Origin of the sequence: Clostridium sp. D5 (assembly GCF_000190355.1) — a bacterium.
GTDB classification, from domain to species: Bacteria; Bacillota; Clostridia; order Lachnospirales; family Lachnospiraceae; genus Faecalicatena; species Faecalicatena fissicatena_A.
Genome location: NZ_GL870823.1, coordinates 68,213 through 81,754, shown reverse-complemented (window position 1 = coordinate 81,754; position 13,542 = coordinate 68,213). Strand labels below are relative to the sequence as shown.

Genomic DNA, 13,542 nt, shown 5'->3' with positions numbered 1-13,542 from the left:
CCCTCTCTATCTGCTTCTGTTTATCAGAGACTCCAGCAGTTGTGCGAGATACTCGTCCGGAGCCCCCAGGCTCTCCAGCTGCTGCAGCGCCTCGCGGGAAATCTTTTCAGACAGCGCTTTTGCACCGTCGATTCCCTTCCATGTCACATAAGTTGTTTTTTCGTTCTTCTCATCACTGTGTATCGGTTTGCCCAGCTCTTCAGCGGTACTGGTCACATCCAGAATATCATCCTGGATCTGGAAAGCCAGGCCTACTTTACCTGCAATCTCTTCCACTGCATTCACCTGCTCCCGGGCGGCGCCCGCCAGCACTGCCCCGATCATCATGGAAGCCTCAATCAGTGCCCCTGTTTTCAGCTTGTAAATAAAATTCAGCTTTTCACCGGAAATCTGATCTCCTGTAGACTTCACATCTACTACCTGTCCACCAATCATACCGTATATCCCGGCCTTTCCCGCCAGGATCTGCAGGGCTTTTCCTGTCTGCAGGCTCTTCTCCGGTTCCATGTCAAAGGCTTTGGCAGCTGTCTCAAAAGCACAGTTCAGCAAGGCATCCCCTGTCAGAATGCCTATATCCTCCCCATACATCACATGCGTTGTCTTTCTTCCCCGGCGGTAGTCGTCATTGTCCATGGCCGGCAGGTCATCGTGCACCAGGGAATAGGTATGGATCATCTCAATTGCAGCCATAAACGGCTCGATCCTGGTTCCGCAGCCTCCGAACAGACGGTACGTCTCCTGCATCAGCATCGGACGCAGCCGCTTGCCACCGGCCATAAGGGCATATTCCATTGCCTCCATGATGACTGTTTGATATCCTTCACCAGCGGGAAGATATGCCTTAAGTATCCTTTCAATCGCTTCAACTTTGGTCTGATACGTTTCTTTAAAATTCATGGGTTTCTCCATCCTCATCCAGTATCTGCACTTTTTTCTCGACAGTATCAATTGTCTCATTGCACTGCTTCAGCATGTTCATTCCCTTCTGGTAGAGCTGGAAAGACTCTTCCAGAGTAATGTCCTCTCCTTCCAGTCTTGCAACCACCTCGTCCAGTCCTTCAAAAAGCTCTTCCAGAGAAGGCTGCTTTGCTTCTGTCTTATTCTTCTTTTCTGCCATCTGGTTCCTCCTCGATTTCCCGGACTTCTGCCTGCACACTTCCATCCGTCATATAAACTCTGATGCTGTCGCCCTGCTTTACCTGGCGGACAGACTTTATATTAATGCCTCTGTCCCCTTGCACATAGGAATATCCCTGGTTCAGTTTTGCCAGGGGGGACAGACCTTTCATCTGCTCAACATAGATCGCAAACTGGTGCCGCCTTTTCTCAAGGCAGCCCTCCATCAGAATCCGGAGCCTCTGCTCCAGGTCCACAGCCCTCTGGCGCTTTTCCAGCAGCTTTTGGCGCGGATGCGCAAGCTTCAGCTTCATGGCCGCCTGTCTGCTGTTCACCCGTTCCTGAGATATCCTCTGCATCATAGACCGTCTCAGCCGGGCCTCGTATTCACGCATGGCGCCAGCCGTTCCCAGATACTCATATACGGCCAGTTCTGCAGCCGCAGATGGTGTGGGTGCCCGCAGGTCTGCCACATAATCCGTAATGGTTGTATCCGTCTCATGGCCTACAGCCGATATCACCGGCACACGGCAGTGAAAGACAGCACGTGCTACTTCTTCTTCATTGAACGCCCACAGATCTTCTATGGATCCGCCGCCGCGCCCTACAATCATAACGTCAACGCCCTTCTTCTCCAGCGTCTCAATGCCCCGGACGATGCTCGCCGCCGCTCCTTCCCCCTGCACCTGCGCTGGATACAGGATCAGTTGCACATACGGATTCCGCCGCGTGGCAATATTAATAATATCCCGGACGGCTGCACCCGTAGGAGCCGTTACGATCCCCACTGTTCTCACATATGCAGGTATGGGCTGCTTATACTCCCGGGCAAACATTCCCATCTCCTGCAGTTCCCGCTTCAGGGCCTCAAACTTTTCATATAAGAGTCCTGCCCCGTCCAGAATGATTTCTTTTGCATAAAGCTGGTACCTGCCGTCCCTCTCATAAACACTGACGGATCCCAGCACAATTACCTGCTGGCCTTCCTGCATACGAAAAGAAAGCCCTGACCGTGAGCCTGCGAACATGACACAGGCCATCGTGCCGGACTCATCTTTCAAAGAAAAATATATATGCCCTGATGTATGATATTTACAATTGGACACTTCACCCTTTACATAAATTCTGTTCAGCATGAAGTCCTGGGTAAACATATTTTTGATATACGCATTTACCTGCTTTACCGTATAGACATTACGCATGCCCTGCCTCCTAGTCTGTCAGTTTTGCAAGTACTCCGTTCACAAAAGAAGGACCCTCTTCACCGCTGAATCTCTTCGCCAGCTCGACGGCTTCGTTGATTGCAACGCCTTCAGGAACATCCTCATCCCACTTCATCTCATAAGTTGCAAGACGAAGGATTGTCAGATCCACCTTGCTCATTCTTGTAGTCTTCCACCCAGTCGTCTTCTCATTCAAAATCGCGTCAATCTCTGGTACTTTTTTTACAATTGCTTCAAATTTTTTCGTTATGTATTCTTTATCTTCTTCTGTAGCACTTGACAGATTCTCAAAGTATAACGCCAGATGCTCCGGCATATCTTCCATCTCGTTAAATTCTATCTGAAACAGCATCTTAAAAATATGCTCTCTAAGTTCTCTTCTTACCATATTGGCTCCTTTCAACTGACATCCCCAAACTCTGCAGCCGCAATGTACAGCCGCTTTCCGGCGCTGCCCTGCTTCGGTCCATTAAATAGAGTTTTGCTTGCGAAACTCGCGCCTGCGGCGGTCGCATAGTGATGTCTACCTCATACGCCGCAGTACGCATCCCGCCCGGAGGGCTTTTTTATCTTATAGGTGAACTTCCTATAAGATAAAGAAAAGGATGCCTTACGACATCCTTTATTATACTACACACCTGCCATTCTTTGCAACGAAAAGGTTATTCCTGGCTTTCCATTTCCACACCTGCAACCTTAATGTTCACATCGGCCACTTCCAGTCCGGTCATGTTCTCAACAGCATTCTTGACCTTTTCCTGCACTTTGGTAGAAATCTCCATGATGCTGTAATTGTACTTCAGGTTCAATGCCAGGGAAACCGTAACCACGCCTTCCAGCACGTCCACCTTCACACCTTTGGAAAGATTCTTCATCCCCAGTTTGCTGACCAGCTCATTGGTGATGTTGCCTGCCATGGACGCCACGCCTTCCACTTCTGTAGCCGCAAGTGCCGCAATGATTGCGACCACTTCATCTGCAATCTTGACTTCTCCCATGTTGGAATCGTTCTGTATTGTATAAGTATTTCTTTCGTCCTTTGCCATCGTAAAAACCTCCTGTTGGTTTAATCTCTTTAAACATTATAACAAATATCCCCCTGTTTGCAAAGGGAAATATCAGGAACGCCCAAATTCGGAGAGCTTCAGGTCCTTGTTTCTGTCCAGGGTCATCCGAATGCTCCATTCATGTGCAAAGAGCAGCAGCGGCCTGTCCTTTAAGTCTTTGATTTTCTTCATATCAGAGGTGCCGATCAGCCTGTCCATATCCACCTCTTCATTCTCAATCCAGCGGATATGTTCATAGGGCAGGTTTTCCAGCCTGATCTCCACGTTGTATTCATTCTCCAGACGGTATTTCAGGACATCAAACTGCAGAACGCCGACCACGCCGACGATAATCTCTTCCATACCGGTATTGAACTCCTGGAAGATCTGTATGGCGCCTTCCTGCGCGATCTGGTTGATCCCTTTTACAAACTGTTTCCGCTTCATTGTATCCACCTGCCGCACTCTTGCAAAATGCTCTGGTGCAAATGTGGGGATCCCCTCATAGGCAAACTTTTCTTTGGAAGTCGTCAGCGTATCGCCGATTGAAAAAATGCCCGGATCAAATACTCCGATGATATCACCGCCGTACGCTTTTTCGATCATCTTCCGCTCGCTGGCCATCATCTGCTGCGGCTGAGAGAGGCGCACTTCTTTCCCTCCCTGAATATGGGTGACAGACATACCCGCCTCAAATTCACCGGAACAGATCCGCATAAAAGCAATCCTGTCCCTGTGTGCCTTATTCATATTCGCCTGTATCTTGAAAACAAAGGCGGAAAAGTCTTTCTCTGTCATGGGGTCAATCTCCCCATGGTCAGACATTCTCGGAAGCGGAGAGCTGGTCATCCCAAGAAAATGCTTCAGAAACGTCTCAACACCAAAATTGGTAAGGGCAGAGCCGAAGAAAACCGGTGAAAGCTCGCCTTTGCTGACCAGCTCCTGGTCAAACTCTGCTGCTGCGCCGTCCAGGAGTTCTATCTCCTCCTCCAGTGTCACCTTCGCCTCTGTCCCAAGTATCCAGTCCAGCTCCGGATTCTTTGCATCTATCTTTTTCACTTCCCCAACGGTCGTCCCCTTATTCGTATCAGAGAACAGTTCCACTTCCATCTTCTGCCTGTCATATACGCCTTTAAATGCCTTGCCCGAGCCGATCGGCCAGTTCACAGGGCATGTTGCAATTCCCAGCTCTTTCTCGATATCATCCAGCAGATCGAAGGTATCCTTTGCTTCTCTGTCCATCTTATTGATAAACGTAAAAATCGGGATATGTCTCATGACGCAGACCTTAAAAAGCTTTCTGGTCTGAGCCTCCACACCCTTGGAAGCATCGATCACCATCACCGCAGAATCCGCGGCCATCAGTGTCCGGTACGTATCTTCAGAGAAATCCTGATGTCCCGGGGTATCCAGGATATTGATACAGTATCCGCCGTAATTAAACTGAAGAACGGAAGAAGTGACCGAAATACCTCTCTCCTTCTCAATCTCCATCCAGTCTGACACCGCATGCTTTGCCGTCGCTTTCCCCTTTACGGACCCTGCCTGGTTAATTGCCCCGCCGTACAGCAGGAACTTTTCGGTCAGCGTCGTCTTTCCCGCATCCGGGTGGGATATAATCGCGAACGTCCTTCTCTTTTTTATTTCATTTGTAATCTCTGACATATCTGTAATCTCCTGTTTTCGTCTCTTTTATGTAACCTGCTCTTTTATCCGTTGTTTTGTCACATTTCAGCACATTAAATAAGTTTAACATAAGACGGAATCACCTGCAATTGTTTACTGGAAATATTCTTCCCACTTTTCCAGAATTATACTGCCTGTTTCAAAAAATATCCTGATTTACAGGCAGCATATGTATCTGTGCGGCAACCTCTTACTCGCCTTCTGCTGTTCCGCCTTCGTGAATCGGCGTGATTACAACATTTTCAGGTGCAATATCGGTCTTTCTCGTGATGATATCTTCGATCTGGGCCCGGTTTGCATCCGTCAATTCTGCGCTGTCCACAACAATGTCCGCAGAATCTGCCGTAAGGCTTACAACTGCATCTGAAAATCCTTTGGAAGCCATCAGTGTCTCAACAGCAACCTCCTGCTCAGACAGCTCTGTCATCTTAACCATCTGTGCAATCGCATCCTGCTTCTCTTCATCGCTGATATTCGTGTTATCGATGATCGACTGCAAAGTTTCTTTGTTCTGGGCGCGCACCTGTTCTCTGGCTACTTTGGCCTGTGCAACCGTGGTGTCAGCACCGCTGTTTGTCAGCACGGCCTCGCCGGGTGTTCCTTCTATTTCGGAATCATTGCTTGCAATGTCGCCGGAGCCTGTTTCCAGGTCTTCCTCCGAAATATCGAGCAGCTCCTTATTTGCCAGGTCTGCATTTGCCTCTGTCGTACCTTTGTCTGACTGTCCAAACAGCCGTCCTGAGTAATTCAGGTATCCGGCGATGGCAATCATAACTGCCAGTGTGGTAATGATGATCTGATTCTTCTTAAATAAACGCTTCACTTGGAATCCTCCTTTTATGTATCAGTCCTTTTCATTATTTTTATTTTATGCGCCTCTACACCGAATAATGCCTGGATTGCCTCAGTTATATTCTGCACTACAACCGCATTGTCTCCCCCCTCTGCAACCACGAGCACCCCGGCTATTTCCGGAGTCAGTTCCTTGCTCACATAAGGTGACTGGGAACCGTCCGATCCCTGTTCATAAATGCTCGTCTTATCCGTCGTCCTTTCTTCCACATTCCGGATGCCCCCGGAGCTGTCTTCCTCCTCCGAATTCTGGCTGCTGCTCTGCTGATCCTTCTCCACGATCTTCTGACCGGAAGATTTCAGCGTTATCATCACCTCTGCCTTTCCCACCCCCTGTACATATTCCAGTGCTCTCGCAACCCGTTTTTCAAGGTACTGCTCGTATTCCTCATCTGTATTTACATAAGAAGCAGCACTGTCGTTTCCGCTGTCCTTACTGTCATCCGAGGCGCTTCCCTTCTTTTTATTGGATGTAGGAATTGCAATTACTACCAGAAGAATCCCGACCAGAAGAAGGATCAGCAGCTGGTTTTTCTGTGGAAGCATCTTCTTACCCTTTATTTTGCTCAGGATATCTTTCCATTTATTCTCCAACCTGTATCTCCTCCACTTCTATTCCGTTTTTGTCACCTTCCGCCTTTTGTTCCTCCTGCCCGTACTCTTCCGGAAGAAAATCCAAAATATCCAGGTCTTCAAAATAGCTCTTCTGCTTTTCTATTTCTTTCCTCTCCATCTCGTATTCCTGGCTGTGGTAAAGATCATAAAATCTGGTTTCTATCCCCGTCAGCTTCAGTATAGGAGTAAGCATCAGCAGTATCATCACCATTCCCGAAAAGAACTGTACATACTTTTTGTACCCCTTTCCCGGTATGATCTGCAGTACGGCAGTCACGATCACCAGATAAAATGCAAGGTTCTGTATCCACTCATATATATAGTCAAACATCTGTCCTCCTTTACCCGGCTTAAGTTGTGCTTGCCGTAACAACAGCGATGGTCAGAAGGAACAAAAGCCCCGTGGAAAATACGACCTTCATAAGAAGTTCATACCCCTGGCTCACGCTGCTGATGCAACCCGTGATCCGTTTATCCGACACCGGCTGAACCAGCGCGGCTGTCAGTTTATACATAAGTGTCATCAGCAGCATCTGGACAATCGGTACGGCACAGATCGCAATCATGACTGCAGCTCCCGCCATTCCAATCCCGTTTTTAATCAACACCGCCGTCCCCAGCACTACATCCGTCACACCTCCGATTGCATTGCCAATTCCAGGTATGGCCTCCGCTGTCTTTGTAATCGCACTGCGCTTCAACGTATCTATAGCTGGAGCAAGCATTCCCTGGATGATATTGATTCCGATGACGCAGGTTACAAGCGTTTTTAATATCCACGACACCAGCTTGTTCAGAAGTTCTGCAAACTGTGAAAGATATTCCTCCCCTGCCAGGTAATTCAGCACCTGCACCATAATATAGATATTTACAATCGGGAGCAGAAACCTTAAAATCAGTACTTCCACTATATAGATAAGAAACAGTACAATGTTATAAAAAATCAGCGAGCTGCTGCTTCCCGAGGCTATGGCGACAGCCAGAAAATAGCTGGGGCACAGCACCCGCATAAAATCCAGAAGCGTCTCCAGATGCCCTTCGATACCGCTCATGGCAATGCGGAAGGCATTCAGGCACATCGTAATCAGAAGCATGTATAAAACATAAAAACTGATCTCCGACACCTGTTTGTTCTGAAACGCATTGGAAAAATTAGTAAAAATTGCTGCAATAATGGCAATCAGCAGCATGTATGCAAGATTCTGGCGGTTATACCTGAACTCATAGGCAAACTGATCTGCTAAAAACTCCATAATCAATTCCCCTGCATTTTTACCGTCTCCATCTATCAGAGCGCTGACCAGGCTCTTAAAATCCATTTTTTCTTCTGGGAATATTTTCTGAAGACTGTCATCTATCTCCGAAAAATCAAATTCCGAAAACAGCCTGTTCTCGGTATCGCTTTCCACAGCCTCATAGTCTACAGTTTCCTCCTCAGCATGTACAGTTATACAACTTCCGCAGGTCCCAGCCAGACCAGACAGAAGTACCGATATCAAAAACAGTATGCAGCCCAGCCATTTCTTCCCCCCTTTCATGCCAGAAACTCCCTGATAGTCTCCAGAAGTGCGAGCAATACCGGCATACCCAGAGCCAGTATCGTCAGCTTGCTGAAAATCTCAATCTGAACTGCGATGGTCTGATATCCGGCATCCTTGCAGACGCTTGAAGAAAACTCGGCTATGTAGGTGATTCCTATCATTTTCAGCATAGTTGCGATATAGCTGGTATCTATCTTTATATACTGATTCACCTGTTCTACCGTCCGTACAAACAGCTCAAGCCTGTCTACAATACAGGCAAAAATAAGGATACTGATAGCCACACTCATATAGATTCCATATTCCGACTTGCCGCTTTTAAACTGAATCGACAGCAGTGCGCCTATTACGCCGATAATTCCGATCTGAATCATGCTCACATATAAGCTCCCCTTTCGTAACAGTTCAGACTTGTCTGAACTGTTCCCCCCTTTCCTGCACGCTGCCGCAGCTACAAAGAAAACAACTGTTTAATGGATGTAAATAAATCGTATATGTATGGCAGTACCCATGACAGTACAAGTATCAGCCCCGCAAAGCTTGTAAGAAATGCCTGTTCATCCCGCCCGCTGTGCTTCAGCACCTGGCTCAGAATAGAGACCAGTATTCCGACAGCTGCAATTTTGAATATCAGATTTATGGTCATGGAATCCTCCCGTCAGTTATATTAGTATGACAACCAGAAAAATTCCTCCCATCACGCCAAGACAGTTACCGATTCTTTTCTTTGCTGCCATCCCTTCCCTTACTTTTTCAATTTCCAACTCCAGCCTGTTCAAATAAAGCTGCATGGTCCTGCTGGATGTGTCCCCATCCAGCTGTCCCAGAAATGTCCCCAGTTCTTTCAGCTGTATGGAATGGGCGCTCTTAAGATGAATCTCGCCGAGGTATCGGTCTATCGACCGATTCCATATTTTTGCGAACTCATCCTCCTCGCGTTCTTCCACCTGTCGTTCCATCACCCGCAGCCATTTCCGGTAAGGCTCTTTTACCCTCACTGCTACTCTTCCGAATATCTCTCCCAGTGGTGCATTGGAATATTCCAGCTCTCCTTTCAGCATATAAACAATATGCCTGATATAGAGAAGCTTTTCCAGATACCGCTGGAGCTCTGTTCCATAAGCGATCCCCGCCCCCGTCGTTGCCCCCAAGATTAACAGGCATCCTATAAATCTCTGCATAGCAGGCTCCCCCGTTCATTATAAACTTCCCGCACCTCCCCGGGTCTTTTCTCATTGCCAAGTATGATATAGCGTTCAAACCTGCGTTCTCTGATCAGCTTGCCAAGCACAGGCTTATCTGCCGCCTCATCCATTGACAGACCATGTACACTTGCGATCATTTTGCAGCCGCACTGCATCGCATACTCAATAGCATGTACATCCTCCGGAGAACCGATCTCGTCCACAGCAATCACCTGGGGTGCCATGGAACGTATCAGCATAATCATCCCCTCCGCCTTCGGACAGCAGTCCAGTACATCGGTGCGCATTCCCAGTTCATTCTGGGCAACACCCAGATAGCAGCCGCCGATCTCCGAACGTTCATCCACAACACCCACCGTACATCCCTTAACATACATATTTCCGTCCGATATCTGCCGGATCAGATCCCGTATCAGCGTTGTTTTTCCACAACAGGGCGGAGAAATCACCAGAGTATGGCATACCTGGCGGTTCTTTGTAATATAGGGCATGACCTTGTCCGCACAACCCAGAATCTCATGGGACATTCTTATGTTCACAGAAGAAATATACTGCAAATTCTTCACTTTATCGCCTTCCAGTATCGCTTTTCCCATCACACCCACGCGATGCCCTCCTTCAATCGTAATAAATCCCTGTCTCATCTCATGTTCATAAGCATACAGTGAATAGTGGCTGATATATTCCAGCGTCTCCCGTATCTCTTCTTTCGTGATCAGGTACCCCTGCGGCTCTCCCGATGGAGGACGCCTTTCCTCATTGTCATAAATCAGAATAAGAGGCTTCTCAATCCGCATCCGGATTTCCTGTACCTTCTCAAAATCCAGTCCCTCCGCTTCCACAACAGAACGGACCGACTTCGCAAGCACCTGCAGGACCTGCTGCTTTCTGTTAACTTCATTCATCTTGTCCACCTCTTTAAACAATATATGTCCCCTTTCCAAATTTATGACTTGAAAATCCGGACTTGTGCAGGGGGAGACGCAGATGCAGACACAGCCTTACCGCCCCATGTGTGCCTGCATCTGCTTGTGTGCTCAAGTCGGATGGTTTCTGGGCCGGAATGGCTGGGGATGTGGACTGGCTTACAGGAACATCGGTTAAACCTCTGTTATAAAGCTTCCTGTCTCTACAGGAGCTTTACACTGGTTCAACTATACATTTCGGCCCAATCACATCCGCCGCTCCCGCCCTGAGCCTTCCGTGCAGCAGAATAACGCCGCAGTCTGATGTACGTAGCCGTCCCGGATACACCTGACAGTTTCCGGGGGCTTTATAGTGCGCGGCTGGAAGTACTTGCGGTAAAAAAGCAGAAGCGTATGGCTGAGGATTGATTCCGAATCAATCCTCAAGGCGGCCTGAGCTGAGAAATCATCAGATTTCTCAGTGAATGCCACCGCGCCATACGCTTCTGCTTTTTTACCGCTAGTACTTCCCCGCAAACGGCCAGCCCCCGGAAACTGTCAGGTGTATCCGGGACGGCGGCCCCATACCAGCTCTATTCTGCTACATCCCTCATACTGAAACTAAATCTGCCCATTTTGTCTTTTCCTAAGCAGACTACTTTTACGATGTCTCCCAGTTTGAGTACGTCTTCTACTTTGTTGATTCTTTCTTTGGAAATCTTGGAAATGTGTACCATTCCTTCTTTTCCAGGTGCGAATTCGAGGAATGCACCGAATTCTTTGATGCTGATGACTTTTCCTTCAAATACCTGTCCGGCCTCGAAGTCTGTGGTGATGACTGCAATCATCTTCATTGCCTCATCCATGCCTGCCTGCTCTGTTCCGCAGACAGATACTGCACCGTCATCTGTGATGTCTATCTTTACGCCTGTCTGCTCGATGATCGCGTTGATTGTCTTTCCGCGCTGGCCGACTACATCGCCGATCTTCTGCGGGTCAATCTGCATCTGAACGATCTTGGGAGCATATGGACCTACTTCCGGTCTTGGCTCTGCAATTGTCTTGTTCATTACCTCGTCTAAGATAAAGGTTCTTGCCTTCTTAGTTGTAGCGATTGCTTCCTCAATAATTGGTCTTGTCAGTCCGTGGATCTTGATATCCATCTGGATTGCTGTAATACCTTTGTGGGTTCCGGCAACCTTAAAGTCCATATCTCCGAAGAAGTCTTCCAGTCCCTGGATATCTGTCAAAACAAGATAATCGTCGTCTGTATCACCTGTCACAAGTCCTGCAGAGATACCTGCTACTGCTGCTTTGATCGGTACACCGGCAGCCATCAGTGACATACTGGATGCACAGATACTTGCCTGTGATGTGGATCCGTTGGACTCAAATGTCTCGGATACTGTACGGATTGCATATGGGAACTCTGACTCGCTTGGGAGTACAGGTATAAGCGCTCTCTCGGCAAGCGCACCATGGCCGATTTCACGGCGTCCCGGTCCCCTGGACGGTCTGGTCTCTCCTACAGAGTAAGACGGGAAATTGTAGTGGTGCATATATCTCTTGGAAGTCTCTGCCTCATCCAACCCGTCAATTCTCTGTGCATCAGACAGCGGAGCCAAAGTTGTCACAGTACAGATCTGCGTCTGTCCGCGTGTAAACATTGCGGAACCATGAACTCTCGGGATCAGATCTGTCTCTGCGCTCAGAGCACGGATCTGGTCAATTGCACGGCCATCAGGGCGCTTCTGATCCTTAAGGATCATCTTTCTTACTGTCTTCTTCTGATACTGATATACAGCCTCACCCAGAACTGCAAGCCATTCCTCCTTCTCTGCAAAAGCCTCTTCCAGCTTAGCAGTAATCAGACGGATATTCTCTTCTCTGGTCTGTTTGTCATCTGTAAATACGGCCTCTTCCATCTCTGCCGGAGTTACAATCTCTTTGATTGCTTCAAACAATTCTTCCGGTACTGCACAGCTCTCATAAGAATGTTTCGGCTTGCCGCACTCTGCTACGATCGTCTCAATAAAAGCAATCACTTTCTGATTCAGCTCGTGTGCTGCAAAAATGGCATCTATCATCTGAGCCTCTGGCACTTCATTCGCGCCCGCCTCAATCATAATAACCTTTTCCTTTGTAGAAGCAACGGTCAGCGCCATGTCAGAAATATCTTTCTGCGCTGCTGTCGGGTTAAATACAAACTCCCCGTCTACCAGGCCTACCTGTGTCGTAGAGATCGGGCCGTCAAACGGAATATCAGAAATGCTGGTGGCAATCGCCGCACCCAGCATAGCCGTCAACTCAGGACTGCAGTCCTGATCAACAGACATAACCAGATTTTCCAGTGTTACATCATTTCTGTAATCCTTCGGGAACAGAGGTCTCATCGGTCTGTCGATGACACGGCATGTCAGAACTGCATTTTCTGAAGCCTTACCTTCTCGCTTATTGAATCCTCCCGGAATCTTTCCTACAGAATATAATCTCTCATTATATTCTACACTCAAAGGGAAGAAATCAATTCCTTCTCTCGGCTTTTCAGATGCGGTTGCAGTACAAAGCACTGTTGTATCCCCATAGTGCATCAGAGCAGCTCCATTTGCCTGTTTTGCGACTCTGCCAACATCTACACGCAGAGTTCTGCCGGCAAGTTCCATTTCAAACTTTTTAAACATATCGTTCTCCTTTTATCTATTTACATAATTCGGGGCAGGAGACTCCGAAACTACTGAAAAACACATTAGAATCCGCTAATATCCTTTTCAGTGGTCTCGGGTACTGCTATCCTGACCACAATCTTAGATATTATAGCATAGTCGCCCCCTTAAAGCAAGAACTTGATTATGGAATAAGCTTTGGAGGTATTCGCGGATGGGGGACGCGAATGATAAGGGAAGGCCGGCATCTGGCGGGAGAATGTCTGCTGGTGAAATGTCCTGACACTGCGCGAAGAAGCTGTAGGAGAAAATGGAAGGAGAAAAGAGGTATTTGCCGCAGTTGGCCCGAATGCTGATGCATTCGCACCGCCGGCGGCAACAGAATTTGCCTGGTAAGGCAAATTCTGCCCTCTTTTCTCCTTCCATTTTCTCCAACAGCTTCTAACGCTCGCTTTATGGACATTTCACCAGCAGACATTCTCCCGCCAGATGCCGGCCTTCCCTTATCATTCGCTGGTGCATCCTGCCGGTAGTTAGGAGCGTATTGCCTGGAGGGGGCAACACCGGGACAGCGTATTTGTATTGACTATGATTTTCTTTAATCGTACCGATAGTAAATTTGCTGAAGTTTCAGAGTTTTATATTTTTAATATTTCTTCAGAAAAGAAAATCAAACTAGTGTCAGATACA

General features: G+C 47.9%; 15 protein-coding genes. All 15 read right to left on the bottom strand.

What is annotated here, in order from left to right:
* Window positions 1–6: 6 nt before the first annotated feature.
* Window positions 7–897 carry a polyprenyl synthetase family protein gene (locus HMPREF0240_RS22485; RefSeq protein ID WP_009005689.1) on the bottom strand — a complete coding sequence of 297 codons (891 nt, stop codon included), beginning with the start codon at window positions 895–897 and terminating at the stop codon, window positions 7–9.
* A complete protein-coding gene (gene xseB / locus HMPREF0240_RS22480; RefSeq protein ID WP_009005688.1) occupies window positions 887–1,117 on the bottom strand; it encodes an exodeoxyribonuclease VII small subunit in 231 nt (76 codons plus the stop codon). The genes HMPREF0240_RS22485 and xseB overlap by 11 nt, the downstream gene beginning before the upstream one ends.
* Window positions 1,098–2,318: an exodeoxyribonuclease VII large subunit gene (gene xseA, locus HMPREF0240_RS22475; RefSeq protein ID WP_009005687.1), complete on the bottom strand. Its 1,221-nt coding sequence runs from the start codon at window positions 2,316–2,318 to the stop codon at window positions 1,098–1,100. Before xseA ends, xseB begins: the two co-directional genes overlap by 20 nt.
* Before the next feature lie 10 nt (window positions 2,319–2,328).
* The gene (gene nusB / locus HMPREF0240_RS22470; RefSeq protein WP_009005686.1) at window positions 2,329–2,727 is read right to left on the bottom strand and encodes a transcription antitermination factor NusB; all 399 of its coding nucleotides are present in this window, start codon (window positions 2,725–2,727) and stop codon (window positions 2,329–2,331) included.
* Window positions 2,728–3,001: 274 nt separating this feature from the next.
* Window positions 3,002–3,385, bottom strand: coding sequence for an Asp23/Gls24 family envelope stress response protein (locus HMPREF0240_RS22465; protein WP_009005685.1), 384 nt, complete (start codon window positions 3,383–3,385; stop codon window positions 3,002–3,004).
* 72 nt (window positions 3,386–3,457) lie between these two features.
* On the bottom strand, window positions 3,458–5,050 hold the full coding sequence (locus HMPREF0240_RS22460; protein WP_009005684.1) for a peptide chain release factor 3: 1,593 nt from the start codon (window positions 5,048–5,050) through the stop codon (window positions 3,458–3,460).
* A 211-nt stretch (window positions 5,051–5,261) separates the two neighbouring features.
* The gene (locus HMPREF0240_RS22455) at window positions 5,262–5,894 is read right to left on the bottom strand and encodes a SpoIIIAH-like family protein (protein WP_009005683.1); all 633 of its coding nucleotides are present in this window, start codon (window positions 5,892–5,894) and stop codon (window positions 5,262–5,264) included.
* Window positions 5,895–5,908: 14 nt separating this feature from the next.
* Window positions 5,909–6,517 carry a stage III sporulation protein AG gene (locus HMPREF0240_RS22450; protein ID WP_009005682.1) on the bottom strand — a complete coding sequence of 203 codons (609 nt, stop codon included), beginning with the start codon at window positions 6,515–6,517 and terminating at the stop codon, window positions 5,909–5,911.
* Window positions 6,507–6,869, bottom strand: a complete 363-nt coding sequence (locus HMPREF0240_RS22445; RefSeq protein WP_009005681.1) for a stage III sporulation protein AF — start codon at window positions 6,867–6,869, stop codon at window positions 6,507–6,509. The genes HMPREF0240_RS22450 and HMPREF0240_RS22445 overlap by 11 nt, the downstream gene beginning before the upstream one ends.
* A gap of 19 nt (window positions 6,870–6,888) precedes the next feature.
* On the bottom strand, window positions 6,889–8,076 hold the full coding sequence (locus HMPREF0240_RS22440) for a stage III sporulation protein AE (protein ID WP_009005680.1): 1,188 nt from the start codon (window positions 8,074–8,076) through the stop codon (window positions 6,889–6,891).
* Window positions 8,073–8,453, bottom strand: a complete 381-nt coding sequence (locus HMPREF0240_RS22435) for a SpoIIIAC/SpoIIIAD family protein (protein WP_153917573.1) — start codon at window positions 8,451–8,453, stop codon at window positions 8,073–8,075. Before HMPREF0240_RS22435 ends, HMPREF0240_RS22440 begins: the two co-directional genes overlap by 4 nt.
* Window positions 8,454–8,530: 77 nt before the next feature.
* On the bottom strand, window positions 8,531–8,725 hold the full coding sequence (gene spoIIIAC, locus HMPREF0240_RS22430; RefSeq protein ID WP_009005678.1) for a stage III sporulation protein AC: 195 nt from the start codon (window positions 8,723–8,725) through the stop codon (window positions 8,531–8,533).
* Between the two features lie 16 nt (window positions 8,726–8,741).
* Complete coding sequence (locus HMPREF0240_RS22425; RefSeq protein WP_035314655.1) at window positions 8,742–9,260, bottom strand: stage III sporulation protein AB; 519 nt, start codon at window positions 9,258–9,260, stop codon at window positions 8,742–8,744.
* On the bottom strand, window positions 9,245–10,189 hold the full coding sequence (spoIIIAA, locus tag HMPREF0240_RS22420; protein ID WP_009005676.1) for a stage III sporulation protein AA: 945 nt from the start codon (window positions 10,187–10,189) through the stop codon (window positions 9,245–9,247). Before spoIIIAA ends, HMPREF0240_RS22425 begins: the two co-directional genes overlap by 16 nt.
* A 593-nt stretch (window positions 10,190–10,782) precedes the next feature.
* Window positions 10,783–12,870 carry a polyribonucleotide nucleotidyltransferase gene (locus HMPREF0240_RS22410; protein WP_009005675.1) on the bottom strand — a complete coding sequence of 696 codons (2,088 nt, stop codon included), beginning with the start codon at window positions 12,868–12,870 and terminating at the stop codon, window positions 10,783–10,785.
* Between the last annotated feature and the right edge of the window lie 672 nt (window positions 12,871–13,542).

What these genes read in the sequence shown, in the direction of transcription:
- HMPREF0240_RS22440 (WP_009005680.1), bottom strand. Translation starts at nt 8,076, where the DNA reads ATGAAAGGGGGGAAGAAATGGCTGGGCTGCATACTGTTTTTGATATCG.
- spoIIIAA (WP_009005676.1), bottom strand. Translation starts at nt 10,189, where the DNA reads ATGAATGAAGTTAACAGAAAGCAGCAGGTCCTGCAGGTGCTTGCGAAG.
- HMPREF0240_RS22485 (WP_009005689.1), bottom strand. Translation starts at nt 897, where the DNA reads ATGAATTTTAAAGAAACGTATCAGACCAAAGTTGAAGCGATTGAAAGG.
- HMPREF0240_RS22435 (WP_153917573.1), bottom strand. Translation starts at nt 8,453, where the DNA reads ATGATTCAGATCGGAATTATCGGCGTAATAGGCGCACTGCTGTCGATT.
- spoIIIAC (WP_009005678.1), bottom strand. Translation starts at nt 8,725, where the DNA reads ATGACCATAAATCTGATATTCAAAATTGCAGCTGTCGGAATACTGGTC.
- xseB (WP_009005688.1), bottom strand. Translation starts at nt 1,117, where the DNA reads ATGGCAGAAAAGAAGAATAAGACAGAAGCAAAGCAGCCTTCTCTGGAA.
- HMPREF0240_RS22425 (WP_035314655.1), bottom strand. Translation starts at nt 9,260, where the DNA reads ATGCAGAGATTTATAGGATGCCTGTTAATCTTGGGGGCAACGACGGGG.
- nusB (WP_009005686.1), bottom strand. Translation starts at nt 2,727, where the DNA reads ATGGTAAGAAGAGAACTTAGAGAGCATATTTTTAAGATGCTGTTTCAG.
- HMPREF0240_RS22465 (WP_009005685.1), bottom strand. Translation starts at nt 3,385, where the DNA reads ATGGCAAAGGACGAAAGAAATACTTATACAATACAGAACGATTCCAAC.
- HMPREF0240_RS22460 (WP_009005684.1), bottom strand. Translation starts at nt 5,050, where the DNA reads ATGTCAGAGATTACAAATGAAATAAAAAAGAGAAGGACGTTCGCGATT.
- HMPREF0240_RS22410 (WP_009005675.1), bottom strand. Translation starts at nt 12,870, where the DNA reads ATGTTTAAAAAGTTTGAAATGGAACTTGCCGGCAGAACTCTGCGTGTA.
- HMPREF0240_RS22445 (WP_009005681.1), bottom strand. Translation starts at nt 6,869, where the DNA reads ATGTTTGACTATATATATGAGTGGATACAGAACCTTGCATTTTATCTG.
- xseA (WP_009005687.1), bottom strand. Translation starts at nt 2,318, where the DNA reads ATGCGTAATGTCTATACGGTAAAGCAGGTAAATGCGTATATCAAAAAT.